Annotated in this window: 21 protein-coding genes; 14 read left to right on the top strand and 7 right to left on the bottom strand. The window is 69.9% G+C overall.

Annotated features, from left to right (window positions below; translation table 11 throughout):
- Positions 1 to 296 precede the first annotated feature (296 nt).
- Positions 297 to 2,750: a putative bifunctional diguanylate cyclase/phosphodiesterase gene (locus HLH48_RS06620; RefSeq protein ID WP_182996710.1), complete on the top strand. Its 2,454-nt coding sequence runs from the start codon at positions 297 to 299 to the stop codon at positions 2,748 to 2,750.
- 35 nt (positions 2,751 to 2,785) lie between these two features.
- Here the strand turns inward: HLH48_RS06620 and soxR are convergent, their stop codons facing one another.
- Positions 2,786 to 3,220 (bottom strand): redox-sensitive transcriptional activator SoxR, encoded by a 435-nt coding sequence (gene soxR / locus HLH48_RS06615; RefSeq protein ID WP_182996709.1) that lies wholly within the window; start codon positions 3,218 to 3,220, stop codon positions 2,786 to 2,788.
- A 138-nt stretch (positions 3,221 to 3,358) separates the two neighbouring features.
- On the opposite strand from soxR, the gene HLH48_RS06610 reads away from it, so the two are divergent.
- Positions 3,359 to 4,822 (top strand): MFS transporter, encoded by a 1,464-nt coding sequence (locus HLH48_RS06610; RefSeq protein ID WP_182996708.1) that lies wholly within the window; start codon positions 3,359 to 3,361, stop codon positions 4,820 to 4,822.
- 45 nt (positions 4,823 to 4,867) lie between these two features.
- Here the strand turns inward: HLH48_RS06610 and HLH48_RS06605 are convergent, their stop codons facing one another.
- From HLH48_RS06605 to metX, 4 genes are all read right to left on the bottom strand, one after another.
- Positions 4,868 to 6,142 carry a DEAD/DEAH box helicase gene (locus HLH48_RS06605; protein WP_182996707.1) on the bottom strand — a complete coding sequence of 425 codons (1,275 nt, stop codon included), beginning with the start codon at positions 6,140 to 6,142 and terminating at the stop codon, positions 4,868 to 4,870.
- A gap of 306 nt (positions 6,143 to 6,448) precedes the next feature.
- On the bottom strand, positions 6,449 to 7,339 hold the full coding sequence (locus HLH48_RS06600) for a BadF/BadG/BcrA/BcrD ATPase family protein (RefSeq protein WP_182996706.1): 891 nt from the start codon (positions 7,337 to 7,339) through the stop codon (positions 6,449 to 6,451).
- Positions 7,340 to 7,369: 30 nt separating this feature from the next.
- Entirely contained in the window at positions 7,370 to 7,975 is a 606-nt protein-coding gene (gene metW, locus HLH48_RS06595; RefSeq protein ID WP_182996705.1) for a methionine biosynthesis protein MetW, read from the bottom strand.
- 3 nt (positions 7,976 to 7,978) lie between these two features.
- On the bottom strand, positions 7,979 to 9,133 hold the full coding sequence (gene metX / locus HLH48_RS06590) for a homoserine O-acetyltransferase MetX (protein WP_182996753.1): 1,155 nt from the start codon (positions 9,131 to 9,133) through the stop codon (positions 7,979 to 7,981).
- A 260-nt stretch (positions 9,134 to 9,393) separates the two neighbouring features.
- Here metX and HLH48_RS06585 point away from each other — a divergent pair, with 260 nt between their 5' ends.
- Positions 9,394 to 9,825 (top strand): OsmC family protein, encoded by a 432-nt coding sequence (locus tag HLH48_RS06585; RefSeq protein ID WP_182996704.1) that lies wholly within the window; start codon positions 9,394 to 9,396, stop codon positions 9,823 to 9,825.
- A 10-nt stretch (positions 9,826 to 9,835) separates the two neighbouring features.
- Here the strand turns inward: HLH48_RS06585 and aroC are convergent, their stop codons facing one another.
- Together aroC and fabI are read right to left on the bottom strand one after the other, a co-directional pair.
- Positions 9,836 to 10,924: a chorismate synthase gene (gene aroC, locus HLH48_RS06580; protein WP_182996703.1), complete on the bottom strand. Its 1,089-nt coding sequence runs from the start codon at positions 10,922 to 10,924 to the stop codon at positions 9,836 to 9,838.
- 38 nt (positions 10,925 to 10,962) lie between these two features.
- The gene (fabI, locus tag HLH48_RS06575; protein WP_182996702.1) at positions 10,963 to 11,802 is read right to left on the bottom strand and encodes an enoyl-ACP reductase FabI; all 840 of its coding nucleotides are present in this window, start codon (positions 11,800 to 11,802) and stop codon (positions 10,963 to 10,965) included.
- Between the two features lie 173 nt (positions 11,803 to 11,975).
- On the opposite strand from fabI, the gene pdxH reads away from it, so the two are divergent.
- The 11 genes from pdxH (at position 11,976) to HLH48_RS06520 (ending at position 23,678) form a co-directional block, all read left to right on the top strand.
- Positions 11,976 to 12,578: a pyridoxamine 5'-phosphate oxidase gene (gene pdxH / locus HLH48_RS06570; protein ID WP_182996701.1), complete on the top strand. Its 603-nt coding sequence runs from the start codon at positions 11,976 to 11,978 to the stop codon at positions 12,576 to 12,578.
- A 46-nt stretch (positions 12,579 to 12,624) separates the two neighbouring features.
- Positions 12,625 to 13,509 carry a universal stress protein gene (locus tag HLH48_RS06565; RefSeq protein ID WP_182996700.1) on the top strand — a complete coding sequence of 295 codons (885 nt, stop codon included), beginning with the start codon at positions 12,625 to 12,627 and terminating at the stop codon, positions 13,507 to 13,509.
- Between the two features lie 135 nt (positions 13,510 to 13,644).
- On the top strand, positions 13,645 to 14,370 hold the full coding sequence (locus HLH48_RS06560; protein ID WP_182996699.1) for a phosphoadenylyl-sulfate reductase: 726 nt from the start codon (positions 13,645 to 13,647) through the stop codon (positions 14,368 to 14,370).
- An 11-nt stretch (positions 14,371 to 14,381) separates the two neighbouring features.
- A complete protein-coding gene (cysD, locus tag HLH48_RS06555) occupies positions 14,382 to 15,176 on the top strand; it encodes a sulfate adenylyltransferase subunit CysD (protein ID WP_182996698.1) in 795 nt (264 codons plus the stop codon).
- Positions 15,177 to 15,202: 26 nt separating this feature from the next.
- Positions 15,203 to 17,086 (top strand): adenylyl-sulfate kinase, encoded by a 1,884-nt coding sequence (cysC, locus tag HLH48_RS06550; protein WP_182996697.1) that lies wholly within the window; start codon positions 15,203 to 15,205, stop codon positions 17,084 to 17,086.
- Positions 17,087 to 17,205: 119 nt separating this feature from the next.
- The gene (locus HLH48_RS06545; protein ID WP_182996696.1) at positions 17,206 to 17,544 is read left to right on the top strand and encodes a DUF2849 domain-containing protein; all 339 of its coding nucleotides are present in this window, start codon (positions 17,206 to 17,208) and stop codon (positions 17,542 to 17,544) included.
- Positions 17,537 to 19,231 carry a nitrite/sulfite reductase gene (locus HLH48_RS06540; protein WP_182996695.1) on the top strand — a complete coding sequence of 565 codons (1,695 nt, stop codon included), beginning with the start codon at positions 17,537 to 17,539 and terminating at the stop codon, positions 19,229 to 19,231. Before HLH48_RS06545 ends, HLH48_RS06540 begins: the two co-directional genes overlap by 8 nt.
- A complete protein-coding gene (locus HLH48_RS06535; protein WP_182996694.1) occupies positions 19,218 to 19,706 on the top strand; it encodes a DUF934 domain-containing protein in 489 nt (162 codons plus the stop codon). Before HLH48_RS06540 ends, HLH48_RS06535 begins: the two co-directional genes overlap by 14 nt.
- Positions 19,707 to 19,804: 98 nt before the next feature.
- The gene (locus HLH48_RS06530; RefSeq protein ID WP_182996693.1) at positions 19,805 to 21,757 is read left to right on the top strand and encodes a glycosyltransferase N-terminal domain-containing protein; all 1,953 of its coding nucleotides are present in this window, start codon (positions 19,805 to 19,807) and stop codon (positions 21,755 to 21,757) included.
- On the top strand, positions 21,757 to 22,740 hold the full coding sequence (gene lpxK / locus HLH48_RS06525; protein ID WP_182996692.1) for a tetraacyldisaccharide 4'-kinase: 984 nt from the start codon (positions 21,757 to 21,759) through the stop codon (positions 22,738 to 22,740). The genes HLH48_RS06530 and lpxK overlap by 1 nt, the downstream gene beginning before the upstream one ends.
- On the top strand, positions 22,737 to 23,678 hold the full coding sequence (locus tag HLH48_RS06520; protein WP_182996691.1) for a lysophospholipid acyltransferase family protein: 942 nt from the start codon (positions 22,737 to 22,739) through the stop codon (positions 23,676 to 23,678). Before lpxK ends, HLH48_RS06520 begins: the two co-directional genes overlap by 4 nt.
- The last annotated feature ends 90 nt before the right edge of the window (positions 23,679 to 23,768 follow it).

Here is a 23,768-nt window from a genome sequence, read left to right as displayed (position 1 = left end):
AAAGGCGTGCATTTCCCGTCCGATCCCGCCCACGCGCTCTCGACCGTCGCACGCCGACAGCATATGCTGCTGCCGCTCCGGTTACATTTACCCCCTATAAAGGATAAGTAAGACAAAAATCACCCGACGGACCCTGCTTGACCGTCTTCGGGCGGCGCGCGACGCCACGTATCAACAATGAATATAAGGTTACTCGTGGGAATCAATCAGCCCGTCCTCCCCCAGATCCCGGCAGACGCCGTGATACGGGGCAACGTCTTCTGATGTTCAGAGGTGCATTGGCGATTCTGCTGTCAATGCTGATCTCGTCTTCGGACGTGGCGGCCCATGCCGGCCCGATCGATCTGCATTCATCCATCTGCCTCGACGGCGCACCCGGCATGGCGCAGCAAATAACCCATTCGGTCTACCGCATCCGGCCCTGCGCGCTGCCGCCCCGAATCGACGGATGGGTGTGGCTGCGCCTGTCCGACCCATCCGTGCTGAAGGACCTGCCATCGGGCTGGACGCTGCTCCTCGACGAAAACCGCTTCGACAGAATCACCGTCGCCGCGACGAACAGCGACGGCGGTGTCCAGAGCTACGAATATTCCGACGGCCAGGTCGGCCATGCCTGGGCGCCCGGCGGCCTGTTGCGCTTCCCGTTCGATTCGCCCGGCGTCGGCATCACCAGCCTGTCGATCGGCTTTCACCATCTCGACGGCGCCATCTTCATCCGCAAGGTCGAGGCCCGCACCCCCGACGACGAAGCCGCGCGAAGCACCGACTGGCTGATCCTGATCGGCATCCTGATCGGCGCCCTGGTATCCGCGATGGTCTATAACCTGGCCATCTATAACGGGCGTCGCGATCGCTTCCAGTTCTGGTATGCCGCCTGGACCATACTGGCCCTCGGCTACTGTCTCTCCTGGACGAATTTCCTCGGCATCCTCGACGACCGCCTGACGGGCCCGATGGCGGTCAGGCTCAGCGAATGTTTCCTGGGCACGATGATCGCCGCCGGAACCATGCTCCTCCTGACGCTCATCGAGGCCGAGGCACGCCACAAGCGCCTGCTCTGGTCCGGCTATGCCCTGACCGGCCTGTCGACCGTCGCCGGCTTCGCCGCGGCGGCCGACAGGCTGCTGCCGCCACTGCTGACCGATCGCGTGTTCAACATCGTGCTGATCCTCGATGTCGTATGGATCGCCGCGACGATTACCGTCGCCATCCGTCGGCAGAGCCGGATCATCTGGTTCTTCCTGCTGGGCTGGCTGCCGGTCATCGCGGTCTTCACGCTGCGGCTCGCCCGCAATCTGGGGCTCCTGCCGCAGAGCGACACCATCGACATGGCGACCTTCGCCTGCATCGCCTTCGAATCCGTCGCCCTGTCCGTAACGGTCGCCTACCGGCTGCGCGATATCGGGCGCACCCGCGACGCGGCGGCCCGCACGATGGCCATCATGCGGGCCGAAGCCGACACGCTACGCCGCGCGGCGATGACCGACCACCTGACCCAGTTGGGCAATCGCGCCGCCTTCCAGGCCGCGCTCGAACAGGCCGATCCGCTGACCGTCCTGCTGCTGATCGATGTCGATCACCTGAAATCGGTCAACGATTCCTACGGCCAGGAACTGGGCGACAACCTGTTGCGCCACATAGCCCGCCGCCTCCGCCAGATCCTGCCCGACGACACCGTGCTGGCGCGCCTGGGCGGCGACGAATTCGGCATCCTGATCCCTCCGGCGCAGGAAGCGCTCCTGGTCGAACGGCTCGACTCCCTTCAGGGAGAACCCTGGTCGCATGCCGGCCGCACCCTGTCGCTGTGGTTCAGCGCCGGACAGACCGAGTGCATCGGCACCCCGGCCTCGGCCCTGCATCGCGCGGACCGCGCGCTCCATTGGGCCAAGCAGCGCGGCGGCGGCCGGCGGCAACCCTACACGCTGGAATTCGACCGCGCGGACAGCCTCGCCGCGCGCCTGCTGACCGATGCGCCGCATGCCCTCGCGGCGGGCGAATTCGTCCTGTATTACCAGCCCCTCATCGACCTCAAGACGGGCCGCCAGCACGGCAACGAGGCCCTGCTGCGCTGGAACCATCCCGATCTCGGCCTGCTGACTCCCGGCGATTTCCAGATCCTGCTGACGGACGAGACGATCGGCCCCCGCCTGCAGGACGAAGTCATCTCGATCGCGCTCGCCGCGCTGTCCGACGCGGGCGAGGGACTGGCCTATATCGCGGTCAATTTCACCGGCGTGCATCTGCGCGGGGCGGCGGCGGGCCGGCACATCCTCAATCGCCTTCAGGAAGCCGGCGTTCCCCCGCACCGGCTCTGCGTCGAGGTCACGGAAGGCATCGCCCTCGACCACGCATCCGACGAGATCGCCGAGGCCCTGCACATCCTGCACATGGCCGGCATCCGCATCGCGTTCGACGATTTCGGCACGGGCTACGCGTCGCTGGTCCACCTGCTCCGCTTCCCCGTCGACGTCATCAAGATCGACCGGTCCTTCGTCCATCAGTTGACGACGCCGACCCGCAACGCGCACGAAGTCATCCGCTCGATCATCTCGCTCGGCAAGGCCCTGGACAAGCAGGTCGTCGCCGAAGGCATCGAGACCGAGGCCCAGGCCACCATCCTGCGCGACCTGGGCTGCGATTACGGGCAGGGCTATCTGTTCGCCCGGCCGGGCCCCCTGCTCCAGCCGCCGATCTACTGGCCCGTCCACGACGCCAGCCGGGAAGTCGCGCAGGAAGCGCCCAGTTCATAGCGCGCCCGTTCGCGGCCTATCCGCCTCGCCGTCCTTCACCCCAGCAGCACCGGCCCCGAACGCGCCGCGCCCAGCACATCCTGCGGGTTGCGCAACGGACAATCGGACAGCGACAGGCAACCGCAGCCGATACAGCGGTCGAGCTGGTCGCGCAGCCGCGTCAGATCGTCGATCCGTTCCTGCAACCCCGCCCGCCACGATTTGGACATCCGGCGCCAGTCCCGCACGGTCGCCGCGCGGTCGTCCGGCACGCCCGCCAGCGCCGCCCTGATCTCCGCCAGCGACAGGCCGGCCCGCTGCGCCACGCGAATGATCGCGATCCGCCGCAGCACGGCCCTGCCGTAACGCCGCTGGTTGCCCGCATTGCGCGCGCTGCGGATCAGCCCGCTGGCCTCGTAGAAATGCAGGGTGGAAACCCGAACGCCGCACCGGCGCGCCACGTCGCCCACCGAGAGATCATCCGCCCGCATCGCGCCTCCCACCCGATCGCACCCCGACTCACGCCACGCATTGACCTCGACCGGGCTTGAGGTTTTATGACCGGCACCGGCACGCCCAGGCAAGCCCCGCGCCAGGACACTCCCCGCGGCACCCGGAAGGCAGCGTTCATGCGTTCAGACACCTCGTCGCGACCATCCCCCACCTCCTCCGTCCCGCAACGGCCAGCCCCGGCCCCGGCCGGCTGGGGGGCGCTCTTTTCCGGCGGCAACGCGGCACGATCCGTCACCCTGGCCGCCGGCGTCATGCTGCATGCCGTCAATCTCTACATGGCCATGACCGTGCTGCCCTCGGCGGTGCGCGATATCGGCGGCATGCGCTATTACGCCTGGAATACCTCGCTGTTCGTCGCGGCATCGATCGCCGGCTCGTCGCTGTCGGCACGGCTGCTGGGCCGTTTCGGTCCCCGCCACGCCTACGCCATCGCGACCGCCATCTTCGCCATCGGCGCCATGCTGTGCGCCACCGCCCCCGAAATGTCCGTCATGCTGGCCGGGCGTGTCATGCAGGGGATCGGCTCGGGCCTGCTGGTCTCGATGGCCTACGCCGTCATCCGCCTGGTCTTCTCGCCCGGCCTGTGGCCCCGGGCGATGAGCATGCTGTCCTCGATGTGGGGCGTCGCCACGCTGATCGGCCCCGCCATCGGCGGCCTGTTCGCCGAATTCGGCGCGTGGCGCGCCGCGTTCTGGACCCTGGCGGCGCTGTCCATCCCCTTCGTCGTCCTGGCCACCACCGTGCTGCCGCGCACGACCGCGCCCGAGCCCGGCCCCCCTCGCGGCATCGCCTGGGCACAGATCGCGCTGATGGTGGGCTCGGTCCTGTGCCTGTCGGTGGCGGGCGCCAGCCCCCACGGATGGGAAAACCTGGCCGGGTGCCTGGTCGTGCTGGGCCTGTTCGCCTGCCTCGCCCATCTCGAACGGCAGGACCGGACCCGCCTGCTGCCGGCCGGCGCCCTCGCCTGGGGCTCCCGCCTGGCCTGCCTCTACGCCCTGATGGGCTGCCTCGCCCTGACCGTGGAAGTGATCGAGATCTTCGCCCCGTTCTTCCTCCAGACCCTGCACCACCAATCCCCGCTCACCGCGGGCTACCTGTCGGTACTGATGGCGGTCGGCTGGTCCACCGGCTCGGTCCTCAATGCCGGCGCCCCACGGCCCCGCATCGTCCGCGCCATGCTCGCCGCCCCCGCGCTGGCCCTGGCCGGCATCCTGTTCCTGGCCTGCTATCTCTCGCTGCCCACCGACGGCACATGGCGGGCGATGGGGCCCGTCTGCCTGGCATTCCTCATCGTGGGCGTGGGGGCCGGCATGGCCTGGCCGCACCTGCTGACCGGCGTGCTGCTCGCCGCCCAGCCCGCCGACCGCGACCTAGCCTCGGCATCGCTGACCACGGTGCAGCTCTATACCACGGCGCTGGCCGGCGCCTGGGCAGGCATGATCGCGAACATCGCCGGCCTGGCCGACCCAGGCGGCATGGCCGGGGCCGAACGGGCGGCATTCTGGGTGTTCCTGCTGTTCGCCCTCGTTCCGGCAGCCGGCATCCTGGTGGCACGCAAGATCAGAAACGTTCTTCTTTGAAAAAACGCTGGGGCGCCCCGCCTTCCGGCGGAGCGCCCCAAACAGTCAGGCCACCCGGCGCGAGGCGCCGCGATGCTGCCCACCGCCCGCGCGCGACTGGTTGCGTCCGCCGCCACCGCCGCCACGGCCCCGGCCGCCACCGCCGCCCAGCACCGGCGGGCGCATGGTCGATTTCTCGGCCGCCTCGGAATGGTACGGATGCTCCATCACCACCGGGATCGGCTTGCCGATCGCCTTCTCGATATCGCGCAGCCACGCCCGCTGCTCGGCATCGCACAGCGACACCGCCCAGCCCTCACGCCCGGCGCGGGCCGTCCGGCCGATCCGGTGGACATAGCTTTCCGGCACGTTGGGCAGGTCGTAGTTGAAGACATGCGTCACGTCGTCGACATCGATGCCGCGCGCCGCGATATCGGTCGCCACCAGCACCTTGACGGCGCCGGACCGGAAGCCCGACATCGCCCGCTCCCGCGCGCCCTGCGACTTGTTGCCGTGGATCGCCTCGGCCACGACGCCATGGTCGTTCAGGAAGGCGGCAACCTTGTTGGCCTCATGCTTCATCAGCGTGAACACCACGGCGCGCTCGACCTTGGGCGAGTCCACCAGCATCTGCAACGCGTCGCGCTTCTTGTCGGCATCGACGAACATCACCGCCTGGCGAATACGGTCGACGGTGCTCGACGGCGGCGTGACCTGCACGGTCGCCGGGTCGCGCAGCAGCCCGTGCGCCAGTTCGGCGATGCTGCGCGGCATGGTGGCCGAGAACAGCAGCGTCTGCCGGTCGCGCGGCAGCTCGGCCACGATGCGGCGGATATCGCGGACGAAGCCCATGTCCAGCATCCGGTCGGCCTCGTCCAGCACCAGGACTTCCAGCCCGGACAGGTCGACATGGCCCTGGCCCATCAGGTCCAGCAGGCGGCCCGGGGCCGCGACCAGCACATCGACGCCGCGACGCATCGCCTCGACCTGCCGGCCCTGGCCGACGCCGCCGAAGATCACGGCATGGCTCAGGCGCATATGCCGGGCATAGGCCTTGAAGCTCTCATCGATCTGCGACGCCAGTTCGCGCGTCGGCGCCAGGACCAGCACCCGCGCGCCCTTGGGGGCGGCCCGGCGATGGTGGGTCAGCAGACGATGCAGGATCGGCAGCGCGAAGGCCGCCGTCTTGCCGGTGCCCGTCTGCGCCAGGCCCAGCAGGTCCCGCCCGGCCAGCAGGTGCGGGATCGCGCCAGCCTGGATCGGGGTCGGGGTGGTGTATCCCTCCTCGTTCAGCGCGCGCAGCAACGGTTCGGCGAGCTGAAGTTCGGCAAAAGTCGTCATGAAATGAAGCGCCTCCGGGCACTCGGCAATGGCCGGACTCCTCACGACAGGATGAGCATCCGGAAAAACTTGAAAGGAAGGCAGGACGCACGGTCCGCGCACCTGCATTCAACAGGGCGCGCTGTCATTCACCGTAATCCGTGGGTCACAAAGGATATCTTGTCCGTCCAGTCCGTGCCCCCCGCATCATCAAGGCACGCGCGTACAAGTCCAGAGTCGGGACAGGCGGGGGCCGTCCACGGCCGGGCTTCTACCCGCATGCCGCCCCGGCCGCAAGTCCTTATTGCCGCAAGGCTGCCCACCGCCTCACGGGGGCGTGTCGCACAACCGCCGCGCCAGCAGCATCGCGCCGTCGAGGGCGTTGCCCCGGGGCGCCGACAGGGCCGCCCGCGTCACGTCGGACAGATAGGGCAGGAGTACCGGCCCCAGCCCGCCCAGCAGGCAGCAGGGCAACGTCCCGAACCCCTCCGCCGCACGCAGCGCGACCAGCAGCGCATCGATTTCCGCCCCCGCCCGGCCCAGCAGGCCACGTGCCTCCGCGTCGCCCTCACCGGCCAGCCTGCCGACCAGCGGCGTCAGCCGCGCGAAATCGGCGGCCCGGGCGCCGACCGCCCATACCATCGGCTCCGCGCCCTCATCCGCCAGCCGCGCCCGCACAGCCTCGCTCAACAGCGACCGGGGCGCGCGGCCGTCGCCGGCCCGCAGCATCAGCCGAACGGCTTCCAGCCCGATCCAGGCGCCCCCGCCCTCGTCCCCCTGCGGAAAGCCCCAGCCCCCGACCCGCCGGATCGTCCCGCCCGCAACGGCCAGCCCGACCATCCCGGTGCCGGCGGCGATCATGGCGCCGTCGCGCCCGGCATGCGCCCCGACGCAGGAAGTATAGGCATCCGAGACGATGCGCAGCCGCGCGAACAGCGGCGGCCGCGCCATGAAGCGCGCCACAGCGCCGCTCACCTCGGCCCCCGCCAACCCCGCGACGGCGACCAGGCGGGGCTCCGCCCCCAGCAGGCCCGCCCGGGACAGTGCCAGATCCAGCGCCTGGCGCAGCGACTCCCACGCCTGTCCGGCATCGGTGGCGACATTGGCGGACCCGCCCTCCCCTCCGGCCAGCAGCGTGCCCTCGAGCGTCGCCAGCCGCAGGCGCGTCCCCGTTCCGCCGCCGTCGATCCCGACCAGCACGGTACGCTGGCCGGTCACGGCCGAGTCACCGTGCTCTGCGGCACCGGCTCAGTGCCCCCTGCGCCGCAGCAGGAACAGGGCCTGCTCGCCGAACAGGTTGGCCAGACGGATCGACCGGCGCCAGGGCGCGCGCTCGCCAACCTCGTCCACCGCCATCCACTGCTCGACCACATAGCCTTCCTCCCGGCACAGCATCAGGAAATCGAGGATGGTGCAGGGATGGATGTTCGGCGTCTGGTACCACGGCGTATGCCATACCGTCGTCATCGGCATGCGCCCGGTCGTCAGCAGCTTCAGCCGCAATTGCCAATGGCCGAAATTGGGAAACGAGACGATGGCATGCCGCCCGATCCGCAGCATCTGCCGCAGCACCTCGCGCGGCCGTTCGACCGCCTGGAGCGTGCGCTGCAACACCACGTAGTCGAACGCCTCGTCGGGGTAATGCGCCAGATCGTGGTCGGCATCGCCATGCATCACCGGCAGCCCGTGCGCCACCGAGCGCGTGACCTCGCCCATGTCGATCTCGATCCCCCGCGCGTCGCAGCCACGGGTGCGGAACAGATAATCCAGCAACGCCCCGTCACCGCTGCCGATGTCGAGAACCCGCGTGCCGGGACGGATCATGTCGGCGATCAGCCGCTGGTCGAGGCGCATGGCTCAGCCGATCCGCGCATGTTCGGCGGCACCGGACAGAAAGCCGCGCACCGTCCGGTCGAAATCCGGCTCATCCAGCAGAAAGGCGTCATGCCCCTTGTCGCTCTCGATCTCGACGAACGACACGTTGGCCGCCGCGCGGTTCAGCGCGCGGGCCAGCAGCCGCGCCTGCGAGGTCGGGAACAGCCAGTCGGAGGTGAACGAGACGAGGCAGAAGCGGGTGCGCGTGCCATGGAAGGGCCGCGACGGGTCCCCGTCATGGTCGGCCCCCAGGTCGAAATAATCCATGGCCCGCGTGATGGTCAGGTAGGAATTGGCATCGAAGCGCCGCACGAACGACGACCCCTGGTGCCGCAGATAGCTCTCCACCTCGAAGATCTCGCCGAACAGCGACAGCGCCCCCGCCTGGTTGTACGGGTCGCGCCGCACCCGGCGGCCGAATTTCCGCGTCAGCGCCTCCTCGGACAGATAGGTGATGTGCGCCATCATCCGCGCCACCGCCAGCCCGCGCGCCGGCACCGCCCCCTGTTCCCAGTACCGCCCGCCATGCCACTCCGGATCGGCGAAGATCGCCTGCCGGCTGACCTCGTTGAAGGCGATGTTCTGCGCCGAATGAAAGGGCGAGGTCGCGATCGGCATCGCGGCGAACACCATGTCGGGAAAGGTCGCAGCCCATTCCAGCACCTGCATCCCGCCCATCGATCCGCCGATCACGGCGAACAGCCGGGAAATGCCCAGCGCGTCGATCACCAGCCTCTGCGCCCGCACCATGTCGCGGATGGTGACCGGCGGAAAATCGGTGCCCCACGGTTCGCCGGGCCCATCGGGCCGCGCGTCGCGCGGCCCGGTCGAGCCCATGCAGCCGCCCAGCACGTTCATGCAGATGACGAAGAAGCGGTCGGTATCGATCGGCAATCCCGGCCCGACCATGCGGCCCCACCAGCCCGGCTTGCCGGTCAGCGGATGGGTCTCCGCCAGATACTGGTCGCCGGTCAGGGCATGGCAGACCACGATCGCATTGTCCCGCGCCGCCGACAGGGTGCCATAGGTCCGATAGGCGACCCGCACCGGCGCCAGCCGGAAACCGCATTCCAACTGCATCCCGTCGGGGAACAGCATGTGCGCGTGCTCGATCTGGGTGGGCGGTGTCTGGTCCATTGCGCGGGCGGACATTCCGTTCATGAACGATTGCAGGACGCGGGCAATATCCCTGTCACGGTCGGTCGTCCTATGACACCGGCGCACGCCACACGCAACAGGCGGCGGGTGCGCCCCGCGCTTTCACGGGCCCACGCTTTCACGGGCCCACGCTTTCACGGGCCCGGGCTTTCACCCGATCGTGCGCGCCCGGGCGGGTCCATCCGGCCGCACGCCGCGTTATGGTCGCGCGCTCCCCAACCATCGAAGGAACCGACACCATGACCATCAAGAAATTCGGCACCGCCCACTGGGAAGGCAGCATCAAGGACGGCAAGGGCACCGTCTCGACCGAAAGCGGGGCATTGTCCAACCAGCCCTACGGCTTCAACACCCGCTTCGAAGGCGTGGCCGGCACCAACCCCGAGGAACTGATCGGCGCCTCGCACGCCGCCTGCTTCGCCATGGCCCTGTCGGGTATCCTCGGCGGCGCCGGCCTCACCGCCACCGCCCTGGACGCGAAATCGGTCATCTCGCTGGAAAAGCAGTCCGAGGGCTTCGCGGTCACCGCCGCCCACCTGACGCTCACGGCCACCATCCCCGGCGTCACCGAGGCGCAGTTCCAGGAACTCGCAGCCAAGGCCAAGGCCGGCTGCCCGATCTCCAAGCTGCTGAACGCCACGATCACGCTGGACGCAACGCTGAAGGCCTGATCCTTCCCCGTCAGGCCAGGCGCGGATCGTGCCCGGTCTGACCTCGATGGCGCAGCAGATGATCGGCCAGCACGCAGGCCATCATCGCCGCGCCCACCGGCACGGCGCGGATCCCCACGCACGGGTCATGGCGCCCGCGCGTCGAAACCTCCACATTCTCCCCACCCCGCGTCACCGAGGCAACCGGCGTCAGGATCGAACTGGTCGGCTTCACCGCAAACCGCGCCACCAGCGCCTGGCCGGTGGAAATCCCTCCCAGCACCCCCCCGGCATGGTTGGCGGCGAAGACCAGCCGCCCGTCCTCCATCCGCATCGGGTCGGCATTTTCCTCACCGGTCAGGGCGGCGGCGGCGAACCCGTCGCCGATCTCGACCCCCTTCACGGCATTGATGCTCATCAGCGCCATCGCCAGGTCGGAATCCAGCTTGCCATAGATCGGCGCCCCCAATCCCGGCGGCACCCCCTCGGCCACGATTTCGACCACCGCGCCGACCGACGACCCGGCCTTGCGCACCGCGCCCAGATACGCCTCCCACACCGGCACCGTCTCCGGGTCCGGACAGAAGAACGGGTTGTCGCCGACCGAATCCCAGTTCCAGCGCCCCCGGTCGATGCGATGCGTGCCGACCTGCACCAGCGCGGCACGAATCCGTATGCCCGCCCCCAGCACCTGCCGCGCGACGGCCCCCGCCGCCACCCGCATCGCGGTCTCGCGGGCCGAGGACCGCCCGCCGCCGCGATAATCGCGAATGCCGTATTTCAGGTCATAGGCCACATCGGCATGGCCCGGCCGGTAGCGTTCGGCGATATCGCCGTAATCGCGCGACCGCTGGTCCACATTGCGGATCAGCAGCGAAATCGGGGTCCCGGTCGTCCGCCCCTCGAACACGCCGGACAGGATCTCGACGCTATCGGGCTCCTGCCGCTGGGTGGTGAATTTCGACTGGCCGGGCCGCCGCTGGTCCAGCCACGGCTGGATATCGGCCTCGGATAACGCGATGCGCGGCGGGCAGCCATCGATCACGCAGCCGATGGCCGGCCCATGGCTCTCCCCCCAGGTCGTCACCCGGAACAGATGCCCGAAACTGTTATCCGACATGCCCCGACATCCCCCCGCTCATGCCCGAAGGCACGCTCTCAATCGCCGGATACGCTGATATCCGGCGCCGTGGGGTTCTTCATGCCCACGATATTGTAACCGCAATCGACATGGTGGATCTCGCCGGTCACGCCGCCCGACAGGTCGGAGAGCATATACAGCCCCGCGCCGCCGACTTCCTCCAGCGCCACGTTGCGCTCCATCGGCGCGTTGTACTGGTTCCATTTCAGGATATAGCGGAAATCGCCGATCCCGTTGGCGGCCAGCGTCATGATCGGCCCGGCCGAGATCCCGTTGACGCGAATGCCGTCCCGGCCCAGGTCGGCGGCCATGTAGCGCACCGAGGCCTCCAGCGCCGCCTTGGCCACGCCCATGACATTGTAATGCGGCATCACCTTCTCGGCGCCCAGATAGGTCAGGGTCAGCATCGACCCGCCATTGGGCATCAGCCGCGCCGCCCGCCGCGCGACGGCGGTGAACGAGTAGCAGGAGATATCCAGCGCGGTCAGGAACGCCTCGCGCGGCGTATCCACATAGCGCCCGCGCAGATACTGCTTGTCCGCCCAGCCGATGGCATGGACCAGGAAATCCAGCGTCCCCCACTCTTCCTCGATCCTGGCGAAGGTCTCGTCGATCGCGGCGTCGTCGGACACGTCGCAGGACAGCACCAGCGACGATCCCACGCGCTCCGCCAGCGGACGGACCCGCTTGCCCAGCGCCTCGCCCTGGTAGGTAAAGGCCAGTTCCGCGCCCTGCGCCGCGACGGCATTCGCGATGCCCCAGGCGATGGAGCGGTCGTTGGCCACGCCCATCACGAGTCCGCGCTTGCCTTTCATCAGGGTACCCGTGGCCGGGGCTTTGGACGCGCCATCTGACATGATAGAATCCTCGGACTGAATGGAATATGGCATGATCTGAATGGCGCCGTGGTTGCACAAGCGCGCGCGTCGGACAAGGTCCGAGCCACGGGAGGGCACGGTTTCACCCGATGCGTGGCATGATGGCCATGTCCGCGCTCCGGTCCACCCGGCAGAAATGGGATTGATCGTCTATGACCGTGAAGCTGATCGACCTGGATGCCGATCCCTATACCCTCTTCGCCGAGTGGATGCGCGCCGCCGAAGCGGCCGAACCCAACGATCCCAACGCCATGGCCCTGGCCACCGCCACCCGCGACGGGCGGCCGTCGGTGCGGATGATCCTGCTGAAGGGCGCCGATCCGCGCGGCTTCGTCTTCTATACCAACCTTGAAAGCCGCAAGGCCGGCGAACTGGCCGAAAACCCCCATGCCGCCCTGCTGTTCCACTGGAAGAGCCTGATGCGGCAGATCCGGATCGAGGGCCCGGTCGAACCCGTCACCGACGCCGAGGCCGATGCCTATTTCGCCAGCCGCTCGCGCCTGTCGCGGCTGGGCGCCATCGCTTCCGACCAGTCCCGTCCGCTGCCCGACCGCGCGCTGTTCGAGCGCCGCCTGGCCCTGGAAGAGGCCCGCTACCCCGAAGGCGCGCCGATTCCGCGCCCGGCCGACTGGTCCGGTTTCCGGCTGGCGCCGGAGCGCATTGAATTCTGGCAGAATCGCGCCCACCGGCTGCACGATCGCGCGATCTGGCTCCGCACGGATACCGGCTGGGAGACGACGCGCCTCTACCCCTAGCCTCTTCCCTCCCCCGACGTTCCCTCAGGATTGCTGGAGAATAGCATTGAAGACGATACAGAAAATCCTTCTACCCCTGAACGGAACGTCCAATGCCGAGGCCGCGCTGGCCACCGGCCTGGCCTTCGCGCGCCAGTTCGGCGGCCATATCGCGGCGCTGCATGTCCGCGCCGACAGCCGCGACGTCGCCCCGCTGGCCGGTGAAGGCCTGTCCGGCGCGATGGTCGAGGAAATGATGTCCGCCGCCGAGCGCGAAGGCTCCCGCCGCGCGCTGGCGGTGCGCGAGGTCTTTTCCCGCTTCACCGCCACGCACGGCATCACGGTCACCGACGCGATCCCGCCCTTCCACGGCAATCCCGTCGGCAGCGCGTCGGCCAGCCTGGTCACCATGACGGGCCGCGAGCACGAGGTCGTCACCTACCGCGCCCGCCTGTCGGACGTCACCGTGGTCCCCCACCCGGATTCGGGCGAGGAGATCTCGTCGTCCGAGACCCTGCACGCCATCCTGTTCGACAGCGGCCGCCCGGTGGTCATCGCCCCCCGCCGCGCGCCCACCGCCGCCGGCCGGCGGATCTGCATCGCCTGGAACGGCACCTCGGAAGCCACGGCGGCCCTGCACCATATCCTGCCCTGGGCGGCCGAGGCCGAGGCGGTCCGCGTCCTCTATTCCGGCGACTACCAGCGCCGGGGCCCCGAGGCGCGCGACGCCGCCGACTACCTGACCATCCACGGCATCCACGCCGACCTGGTGGAATTCGGCGACCCGGACGAAACCGTGGGCGCCAGCCTGCTGTCGGCCTGCACCGATTTCGGCGCCGACATGCTGGCCATGGGCGCCTATTCCCACTCCCGCCTGCGCCAGTTGATCCTGGGCGGCGTCACCCGCCACGTTCTGGAGAATGCCGAAATCCCCGTTCTCATGAGCCGATGAAGGGCCGGCATGGCAGGCATGTCGCAAATACCACGACAATAGGCCGTATATTTCACTTGAATATCGATCGAAGACCGACTAGATCCCCCTCAAAGCACGATTGAAGTTCGTGCATTGAGGATATGGATCCGCCCCATGCCTATCGCGCCATCGACCCTTGATGCCATCGAAGCCGCCGGCGAGGACGCCCCGGCGATCCTGCGCGCGGCACTCGGCGGCACGGAACGGGGGCGCATCGGCCTCGTATCGTCCTTCGGCACCGAATCGGCCGTGCTTCTGGCCATGGCGGCCGAGATCGACCCGGCGGTGCCGGTGCTGTTCCTGGAAACCGGCCAGCATTTCCCCGAAACGCTCGCCTATCGCGACCAGCTTGCCGCGCGGCTCGGCCTGACCGATGTCCGCAGCCTCCACCCGGACCCGGCACAGATCGCGGCCCGCGACCCCCAGGGCCAGCTCTGGGCGTTCGACCCCGACGCCTGCTGCGCCCTGCGCAAGGTCGAGCCGCTGGACGAGGCGATCATCCCCTTCGACGCCTGGATCACCGGCCGCAAGCGCGCCCAGGCCGCCACCCGCTCCCACCTGCCGGTGATCGAGCGCCAGGCGGACGGCCGCTTCAAGATCAACCCCCTGGCCGGCTGGACCGCGGCGGAACTCGACGCGGAAATCACCCGCCGCGACCTGCCGCGCCACCCGCTCGGCGCGCTCGGCTATCGCTCGATCGGCTGCGCGCCCTGCACGCGGCCGGTCGCCGAGGGCGAGGACCCCCGCGCCGGCCGCTGGGCCGGCCTGGCCAAGACCGAATGCGGCATCCACGCGCCGGCCGCCGTCGCGACCGCCATCCTTTCCTCGCCGAACCTGTAAGGTAGCGCCCCATGGACGATCTCGACCAACTCGAAGCCCAGAGCATCTACATCCTGCGCGAGGCGTACCGGAAGCTGAAGCCGCTGGCCATGCTGTGGTCGCTGGGCAAGGATTCCAACGTCATGCTGTGGCTGGCGCGCAAGGCGTTCCTCGGCCGGGTGCCCTTTCCGGTGATGCATGTCGATACCGGCAAGAAATTCCCCGAAATGTACCGCTTCCGCGACGAATATGTAAAGAAATGGGAGCTGGAACTGCTGCTGGGCGACTGCCCCCCGGTCGAGGAGATCGACCCGACCCTGCCCCCGGCCGCCCGCTCCGCCGCGCGCAAGACCGCCGGCCTGGCCGCGATGATCGAGAAATACAAGCTGGAAGGCGTCATCGCCGGCATCCGCCGCGACGAACAGGCCACCCGCGCCAAGGAGCGCGTGTTCAGCCCGCGCGGATCGAGCCATAAATGGGACGTCCGCAACCAGCCCCCCGAATTCTGGGACCAGTACGCCACCCCGCATGAGGAGGGCGTGCATATCCGCGTCCACCCGCTGCTGTCCTGGCGCGAGATCGACATCTGGCGCTATATCGAGCGCGAGGGCATCCCGCTGGTCGACCTGTATTTCGCCAAGGACGGCAAGCGCTACCGCTCGCTGGGCGACCAGGACATCACCAGCCCGATCGAGAGCGAGGCCGCGACGGTCGCCGAGGTGATCGCCGAACTCCAGACCACCCGCACCTCCGAGCGCGCCGGCCGCGCCATGGACCATGAATCGGAAGATGCATTCGAGCGGCTGCGCGTCGCCGGCTATCTGTGACCCCAGCGGACGGATCGAGACACATCATGAGCAACGATATCCTCCGCCAGGACGCGGCCACCCCCATCGTCATCGTTGGCCATGTCGATCACGGCAAGTCGACCCTGATCGGCCGCCTGCTGCATGACACCGACAACCTGCCCGAGGGCCGGGTGGCGCAGATCATCGAATCCAGCCGCAAGCGCGGGCTGAAGGTGGAGTGGAGCTTCCTGCTCGACAGCCTGCAGATCGAGCGCGACCAGGGCGTCACGGTCGATTCCACCCGCATCCCGTTCCTGCTGGGCGACCGCCAGTTCGTGATCGTCGACGCACCCGGCCACCGCCAGTTCCTGCGCAACATGATCACCGGCGCCGCCGACGCCGAGGCCGCCGTGCTGGTGGTCGACGCCGCCGAGGGCGCGCAGGAACAGACGCGCCGCCACGCGATGCTGCTGCGCCTGATCGGCATCCGCCACGTGATCGTGCTGATGAACAAGGTCGACCTGCTGGATTATGACGAGCAGAAGATCGCCGCTTCCGAACAATCCGTCGCGGACCTGCTCAAGCAGCTCGACATCGCACCCAGCCTGTTCATCCCCGCCTCGGCGCGCGAGGGCGACAATATCGCCTCCCGCTCGCCGCACATGGAATGGTACAAGGGCCCGACCCTGACCGAGGCCCTGGCCCTGGTCCCGTCCCCCGCCGGCCGCGCCGACCTGCCTCTGCGCCTGCCGGTGCAGGATGTCTATCGCTTCGACAGCAAGCGCGTGGTCGCCGGCCGCATCGAGCGCGGCCGCGTCACGGTGGGCGACACGCTGGTCATCGGCACCCACGGCACCACCGCCCGCGTCGCCTCGATCGAAAGCTGGCACACCGCGCCGCAGATCTCCGCCGTGGCCGGCCAGTCGGTCGCCCTCACGCTGGAGCCGGACGTGATCCCCGATCGCGGCGACCTGCTGCACCGGCCGGAAGAGGCGCCGATCCGCACCGCGCGCATCCGCTCGCGCCTGTTCTGGCTGCGGCAGGAGCCCCTGCGCGTCGGCGAGAGCTTCCGCCTGCGCCTCGCCACCGCCGAGCATCAGGTCACCGTGGCCTCGATCGATTCCGTGGTGCGCCTGGACGATCTGACGGAACACCCCTCCGACCATGTTCCCCCCGAGGGCTTCGCCGAGATCACGCTGGCAACGTCGGAGAACATCCTGTTCGACGCCTTCACCCCCGGCACCACCGACGGGCGCGGCGTGCTGGTCGATCGCCACCAGCGCATCGTCGGCGGCGCGCCGCTGATCGGCCCGGCCGACATCGCCAGCGGCACCAGGGCCATCCACCCCACCGACAGCACCGTCTCGCTGTGGGACCGCGCCCAGGCGCGCGGCCATCGCGGCGGCGTGTTCTGGATGACCGGCCTGCCCGGCGCCGGCAAGAGCACGATCGCCCGCGCGGCGGAATCCCGCCTGTTCGCACGGAAGATCGACGTCTCGGTGCTGGACGGCGACACGCTGCGCGCCGGCCTGTGCGCCGATCTCGGCTTCTCGGAAGCCGACCGCACCGAAAACGTGCGCCGCGCCGCCGCCGTCGCCCGCATCCTGGCCGAAACCGGCCAGGTGGTGCTGGTCGCCCTGATCTCGCCCCGCGCCGCCGACCGCGACCTGGCGCGCCAGGTGGTGGGCGAAGGCTTCCACGAAATCTTCGTCGATGCCGACCAGGCCACCTGCGAAGCCCGCGACCCCAAGGGCCTCTACCAGGCCGCCCGCGCCGGCCGCATCACCGGCTTCACCGGGATCGACGCCCCGTACGACATCCCCGCCGCCCCCGACCTGCATCTGCCCACCGGCCAGGACAGCGTGGGCACGGTCGCGGAACGCCTGGCCACCTACGTGGCCGACAGCGTCGCGCTGAGCGACGGCGTCCGCCGCCAGCACAGGATATAATGCACGATCAATAATCGTGCATTCCTCTTGTAATGCGCCCATGAAACCCTTAATGACCTCGTAGAACAGGGCGACACCCTGTCCGCGGCGGCCGGAACGGGAAAAAGAGGTACGGACCAGTGAGCGATGTCAGGAACAACCGCCGCGAGGCGGGCGGTTCAAGCGTGATCACCGCCAACCGGCTGCTCGACGGGCGCATCGTCTGGCAGGTCGGCGAAGCCGCGTGGTCCACGCTGATCGACGACGCCCGGATCATCCCGAACACGCAGATCGAAGCCGCGATCGCCCAGGCCACCGCCCGCCAGCAGGAGGACGGCCTGGTGGGCGTCTATGGCGTGCAGATCGAATCCGACGACGCGACGCCGACTCCCGTCACGGTGCGCGAGCGCATCCGCGCCTTCGGCCCCACCGTCCATCCCGACTTCACGCCCGCAGCCGAGCTCGAAGCCCATGCCTGACACCCTGCCCGCCCCCGCGCTGCCCATCGGACATTACGGCTACGATCAGGTGGACCGCGCCTTCCTGGCCGACCGGGTGGAGCAGTTCCGCGACCAGGTGGCCCGGCGCATCGCCGGCACGCTGTCCGAGGACGAGTTCAAGCCGCTGCGCCTGATGAACGGCCTGTATCTGCAACTCCACGCCTACATGCTGCGGATCGCCGTCCCCTACGGCGTGCTGGACTCCCGCCAGTTGCGCGAACTGGCCCATATCGCCCGCACCTACGACCGCGATTACGGCCATTTCACCACCCGCCAGAATCTCCAGTTCAACTGGATCCGGCTGGAAGACACGCCCGACATCCTGGCCCGCCTGGCCGATGTCGACATGCACGCCATCCAGACCAGCGGCAACTGCATCCGCAACGTCACCTGCGACCAGTTCGCGGGCGCGGCACAGGACGAGCTGGTCGATCCGCGCGTCCATGCCGAAATCCTGCGGCAATGGTCCACGCTGCACCCGGAATTCACCTTCCTGCCGCGCAAGTTCAAGATCGCGATCAGCGGCAGCCCGAACGACCGCGTCGCCGCCCGCTTCCACGATATCGGCCTGGTGGCCAAGCCCGCCCCCGACGGCGGCACGCAATTCGACGTCTTCGTGGGCGGCGGCATGGGCCGCACGCCGATCGTCGGCGTGCATCTGCGCGACGACCTGCCGGAAGAGGATCTGCTGGCCTATCTGGAGGCCATGGTCCGCGTCTATAACGAGTACGGCCGCCGCGACAACATCTACAAGGCGCGGATCAAGATCCTGGTCCAGGCCCTGGGCACCGAAGGCTACCGCCAGAAAGTCGATGCCGAATTCGCGGCCATGAACCGCGCCCGCTACCGCCTGCCGCCCGAAACCGTCGCCGCTATCCGCGCGCGCTTCGGCACGCCGGACCTGCACGCGCCCGACGACGCGGCGGCGCAGCTCGACCGCGCCCGCCGCGCCGACCCGGTATTCGACCGCTGGGTACGCACCAACACCCACCCGCACCGCGCGCCCGGCTATATCTCCGCCGTCATCTCGCTCAAGCCCGCCGGCGGCATCCCCGGCGACGCCACCTCGGCGCAGATGGACCTCGTCGCCGACCTCGCCGACCGCCACGCCTTCGGCGAGATCCGCGTCACCCACATGCAGAACCTGGTCCTGGGCCATGTCCGGCAGGACGAACTGCATGTCGTCTGGCAGGCGTTGCGCGGGGCCGGCCTCGCCTCGGCCAATATCGGCCTGATCGGCGACATCATCGCCTGCCCCGGGCTCGATTACTGCGCGCTGGCCAACGCGCGGTCGATCCCGATCGCCCAGAAGCTCGGCGCCCGCTTCGCCAGCCCCGAGTTGCAGGAGACGATCGGCCCGATCGAGATCAAGATCTCGGGCTGCATCAATGCCTGCGGCCATCATCATGCCGGCCATATCGGCATCCTGGGCGTGGACAAGAAGGGCGAGGAATATTTCCAGCTCACGCTGGGCGGCTCGCCGGGCAGCGACGCCTCGGTCGGCCAGATCCTCGGCCCGGCCCTGCCCGAGGACGCCACCGTGGACGCCATCGCCCGCCTGGTCGATGCCTATCTGGTCCACCGCGCGGGGGGCGAGCGCTTCCTCGATACCTACCGGCGCCTGGGCGCCGCCCTGTTCAAGGATGCCGTCTATGCCACTGCTTGAAAACGGACGGCTTGTCCCCGACCCCTGGACCACGCTCGACCAGGACGCCTTCCTCCCCGCCGCCGGCCCGGTCATCGTGCCGCTCTCCCGGCTCGAAGAGGGCCTGGCCCGTCCCCCCGGCGAACAGTTGGGCGTGGCGCTCCCGCCCGACGCCGAAATCGCCACCCTGCGCACCGTCCTGCCCCGCCTGTCGCTGGTGGCGGTCACCTTCCCCATCTTCCGCGACGGCCGCGCCTTCAGCCAGGCCCGCGCGCTGCGCGAGCACCTGCACTTCGCCGGCGAAATCCGCGCCACCGGCAAGCCCCTGCCCGACCAATATGAATTCCTGCTCCGCTGCGGCGTCTCGACGGTCGCCCTGCCCGCCGGCAGCGATCCGCAGGTCTGGGCCCGCGCCCACACCCGCTTCCGCACCGCCTACCAGCCCTCGGTGCGCGGCGAACGCGCCGAAGGCGCCACGCTGCGCCGGGTTCTCTGACGGCCCGACCGGCTGCCGGTCGCCGCCAGAGATGCCGCCATCGCCCCTTCCGCCCGGCGAACACCCATGCTACCGCCGGGCACATGACACGACGCGGCATGCTGAAACGCCTGACGGCGGCGGGCGTGGCCCGCAAGGCGGCCATCGGCCTGCTGCGCTCCTATCTGCGGCTGGCGATCGGCACCACGCGCTGGACGTTCGACATCCACCCCGACGCACATCCCCTCCTGACAGGACAGGGCGCGCTGGTAGCCTTCTGGCATGAGGCATTGGCCCTGACCCCGGCGCTGCTCTGGTGGTCCACCTCCCGCAATCCCGCTCTGCGGCCCCACGTCCTGATCAGCCGCAACCGCGACGGCCGGCTGATCGCCGACGTCATCGCCCCCTGGGGCGCCGGCACCGTCGCCGGCTCCACCGACCGCAAAGGCAAGGACAAGGGCGGAGCAGCCGCCCTGCGCCAGCTCCTGGCCCTGCTCCGGACCGGCACCCCGATCGTCATCACCCCCGACGGCCCGCGCGGCCCGCGCCGACAGGTCGAACAGGGCGTGATCGGCCTGTCACGCCTCTCCGGCGCCCCGATCGTGCCGGTCGGCGGCTGGTGCGCCAACCGGCGGCTGGGCGGCTGGGACCGTATGATGCTCCCCCTGCCGTTCGGGCGCGGCCGCATCGTCTGCGGCGCACCGATCACGGTCACCCGCGCAAATCAGGACACCGCCCCCGCCAGGCTCGCCGCCGGCCTCGACGCGGCCATGCACGCGGCCGCCCGCAACCGGGCCGGCGCGGCGCAACGGCTCTGGGCCGCGCTGGCCACCCTGCTGGCCCCGGCCCTGACGCTGCTGCTGCACCGGCGGCTGGCCCGAGGCAAGGAGATCCGCGGCCGCCTGCGCGAGCGCATGGGCCTGACACCCCGCCCCCGCCCGCCCGGAAAACTGATCTGGCTGCACGCGGCCAGCGTGGGCGAAACCCAGTCGATCCTGCCGGTGATCGCCCGATTGCTCGCCCGTGACGACACACTGCGCGTTCTGGTCACCACCGCGACCGTCACCGCCGCCACGCTGCTGGACCAGCGGCTGGCCGCCACCCGGGAGGGCGCGCGGGTCCTCCACCAGTTCGTGCCGCTGGACGTGCCCCGCTGGGTCGGCCGCTTCCTGCGCCATTGGCGCCCCGACGCGGCGGCGCTGACCGAAAGCGAACTCTGGCCCAACCTGGTCGAGGCCTGCCACCGGGCCGGCATCCCGCTGGCATTGCTGAACGCGCGCCTGTCCGACCGCGCCCGGGCGGGCTGGAGCCGCGTGCCCGGCCTGGCCGACCGGATGCTGGGCCGCTTCGCCTGGATCGCCGCCCGATCGACCCTCGACGCCACCCGCCTGCGCGCCCTGGGCGCCGCGCGGATCGGCGTCGAGGGCGACCTCAAGGGCGCGGCCCCGCCGCTACCGGCCGATCCGGTCGCGCTAGCCCGCCTGCGCGGCCTGCTCGCCGACCGCCCGGTCTGGCTGGCCGCCGCGACCCACGAGGGCGAGGAGGAGCAGATCGTCCGGGCCGCCCGCCAGATCCGCGCGCGCCACCCCGGCCTGCTCACCCTGATCGTGCCCCGCCACCCCGAACGCGGTCCGGCCATCGCCGCCAGCCTGGACCACGCCCCCCGCCGCGCGGCGGGGCGGGAACCCGGGCCGGACGACGCGTTCTGGATTTGCGACACGCTGGGCGAACTGGGCCTGTTCTATCGGGCGGTGCCGATCGTCTTCATCGGCAACAGCCTGCCGGGCCCCGGCCGGCGCGGCGGGCACAATCCCCTGGAGCCGGCGCGCGTCGGCGCCGCCCTGGCAACCGGCCCCCTGACCGGGAATTTTCTCGATGCCTTCGCCCGGCTGGGAGAGGCGGTGCGAACGGTGCCCGATGCCGACGCCCTGGCCGAATGGGTGGAAACGATGCTGGCCGACCCCACTCGCGCCGTCGCGGCCGGACAGCGGGCACAGGCGGCCAGCCAGGCCGACGCCACCCTCCCCGACCGCCTGGCCGCGCGCCTGCTGGCGCTGATGGACGTCCCCTGATGCGCGCCCCGCGCTTCTGGTCCCGGGAGGATGGCGGCTGGCCGGCCCGGCTGCTGGCGCCCGCCGCCGCCCTCTACGCCCACGCCACCGCGCGGCGGCTGCGCCGGCCGGGCTGGCACGCCCCGATTCCGGTCCTGTGCTGCGGCAACCTCACCGTCGGCGGCGCGGGCAAGACGACGCTGGCGCTGGACCTGCTGACGCGGCTGGTAGCGCGCGGCAGGCGCGTGCATGTCCTGACACGCGGCTATGGCCGCCGCCGCTCCGGCCTGCTGCGGGTCGATCCCACCCGCCACACCGCCGCCGATGTCGGGGACGAGGCCCTGCTGCTGGCATCTCTCGCCCCCACCCACGTCTCGGCCGATCGCGCGGCCGGCGCCCGCGCCGCGCTCGCCGAGGGCGCGGACTGCCTGGTGATGGATGACGGCTTCCAGAATCCCGGCCTGTATCAGGACATGAAGCTGCTGGTCATCGACGGCGCCGACGGCTTCGGCAACGGCCATATCATCCCCGCCGGCCCCCTGCGCGAACCGGTCGCGGCCGGCGTCGCCCGGGCGCACGCCACAATCCTGATCGGCGACGATCTCACCGGCGCGCTGCCCCGCCTGCCGGGCCGCCTGCCGGTCCTGCGCGCGGTTCTGGCGATGCAGGACGCGGTGCCGCTGCTGGCCGGCCGGCCGGCCGTCGCCTTCGCCGGCATCGGCCGGCCGGGGAAATTCTTCGACGGGCTGCGCGCCCAGGGCATCCGCCTGGCGGCCTGCGTACCCTTCGCCGACCATCACCCCTACACGCCAGGCGACTTCCGTCGCCTGCGCGCGCTGGCCGCGACCCATGGCGCCATGCTGCTGACCACCCCCAAGGACGCGGCACGCCTGCCCCCGTCGTTGCGGGCGCAGATCCACACCATCGGCGTCGGACTGGAATGGACCGACCCCGACGCGCCGGAACACCTGCTGGACCGATGGCTGAACGGCGAAACCCCATGACCGAGTCCCGTCCCGTCACGCTGCTGATGCGGTCCGAGGCCCTGGCCGCCCGCGCCGCCCTGGCGTTCCTGCGCCGCCTGGGCCCGGTCGGCGCCTCGAACGTCGGCGGCGCGATCTGCCGCGTCATCGGCCCCCGCCTGCCGGTGTCGCGCGTCGCGGACGCCAACCTGCGCCTGGCGATGCCGGAACTGGATGCCCCGGCACGCCGGGCAATCATCCGCGCGGTGTGGGACAATCTGGGCCGCACGGTGGGCGAATTTCCGCACCTGCCCACCCTGAAGGAAAATCCGCCGTCCGGCCCCGGCTGGGACGTGGTGGGGGCCGAACATCTGGCCGCGCAGTTGGCGCGCGGCGGCCCCGTGATCTTCATGTCCGGCCATATCGGCAACTGGGAAATGCTGCCTCCCGCCGTGGGCCGCCACGGACTGCCCTTCGCCTCGTTCTACCGCGCCGCCGGCAATCCGCTGGTCGACGACATGATCCGCGCGCTGCGCGAGGCAGCAATGAAGGCTGCAACAGGAGACGGAGCGACAGGGGGCCGGGCGCTCCCCATGTTCGCCAAGGGCGCACGCGGCGCGCGCGGCGCGCTTGCCCATCTCGCCCGTGGCGGGCGGCTGGGCATGCTGATCGACCAGAAGATGAATGACGGGATCGAGGCCAGATTGTTCGGCCACCCGGCCATGACCGCCCCCGCGCTGGCCGCCATGGCCCTGCGCTATCGCTGCGCCGTCATCCCCGGCTATGTCGAGCGGCTGGGCCCGGCCCGCCTGCGCATCCATGTCGAGCCACCGCTGCACCTGCCCGACAGCGGCGACCGGCAGGCCGACATCCTGGCCCTGACCCAGGCCGTCAACGATCGGCTGGAACGCTGGGTCCGCGCCCGTCCCGGCAGTTGGCTGTGGCTGCATCGCCGCTGGCCCAAATCAGCCCGTCCCTGATCCTGCCCGCGCCCCGATCATGGTCAGTCCGTGGCAGATTCGTCTCACAATCGCATTAATTCTGGGCACAGAAATATTACGAATGCGACA

The organism is Gluconacetobacter sacchari, assembly GCF_014174255.1.
Taxonomy (GTDB): Bacteria; Pseudomonadota; Alphaproteobacteria; order Acetobacterales; family Acetobacteraceae; genus Gluconacetobacter; species Gluconacetobacter sacchari.
This window is presented reverse-complemented; position numbering and strand designations above follow the sequence as displayed.

Bases quoted from the DNA above. Each gene is read 5' to 3' on its own strand.
- HLH48_RS06610 (WP_182996708.1), top strand. From the start codon at position 3,359: ATGCGTTCAGACACCTCGTCGCGACCATCCCCCACCTCCTCCGTCCCG.
- HLH48_RS06585 (WP_182996704.1), top strand. From the start codon at position 9,394: ATGACCATCAAGAAATTCGGCACCGCCCACTGGGAAGGCAGCATCAAG.
- HLH48_RS06605 (WP_182996707.1), bottom strand. From the start codon at position 6,142: ATGACGACTTTTGCCGAACTTCAGCTCGCCGAACCGTTGCTGCGCGCG.
- metX (WP_182996753.1), bottom strand. From the start codon at position 9,133: ATGGACCAGACACCGCCCACCCAGATCGAGCACGCGCACATGCTGTTC.
- HLH48_RS06535 (WP_182996694.1), top strand. From the start codon at position 19,218: ATGCCACTGCTTGAAAACGGACGGCTTGTCCCCGACCCCTGGACCACG.
- HLH48_RS06520 (WP_182996691.1), top strand. From the start codon at position 22,737: ATGACCGAGTCCCGTCCCGTCACGCTGCTGATGCGGTCCGAGGCCCTG.
- cysD (WP_182996698.1), top strand. From the start codon at position 14,382: ATGGACGATCTCGACCAACTCGAAGCCCAGAGCATCTACATCCTGCGC.
- soxR (WP_182996709.1), bottom strand. From the start codon at position 3,220: ATGCGGGCGGATGATCTCTCGGTGGGCGACGTGGCGCGCCGGTGCGGC.
- fabI (WP_182996702.1), bottom strand. From the start codon at position 11,802: ATGTCAGATGGCGCGTCCAAAGCCCCGGCCACGGGTACCCTGATGAAA.
- lpxK (WP_182996692.1), top strand. From the start codon at position 21,757: ATGCGCGCCCCGCGCTTCTGGTCCCGGGAGGATGGCGGCTGGCCGGCC.
- pdxH (WP_182996701.1), top strand. From the start codon at position 11,976: ATGACCGTGAAGCTGATCGACCTGGATGCCGATCCCTATACCCTCTTC.
- HLH48_RS06540 (WP_182996695.1), top strand. From the start codon at position 17,537: ATGCCTGACACCCTGCCCGCCCCCGCGCTGCCCATCGGACATTACGGC.
- metW (WP_182996705.1), bottom strand. From the start codon at position 7,975: ATGCGCCTCGACCAGCGGCTGATCGCCGACATGATCCGTCCCGGCACG.
- HLH48_RS06620 (WP_182996710.1), top strand. From the start codon at position 297: ATGCTGATCTCGTCTTCGGACGTGGCGGCCCATGCCGGCCCGATCGAT.
- aroC (WP_182996703.1), bottom strand. From the start codon at position 10,924: ATGTCGGATAACAGTTTCGGGCATCTGTTCCGGGTGACGACCTGGGGG.
- HLH48_RS06530 (WP_182996693.1), top strand. From the start codon at position 19,805: ATGCTGAAACGCCTGACGGCGGCGGGCGTGGCCCGCAAGGCGGCCATC.
- cysC (WP_182996697.1), top strand. From the start codon at position 15,203: ATGAGCAACGATATCCTCCGCCAGGACGCGGCCACCCCCATCGTCATC.
- HLH48_RS06560 (WP_182996699.1), top strand. From the start codon at position 13,645: ATGCCTATCGCGCCATCGACCCTTGATGCCATCGAAGCCGCCGGCGAG.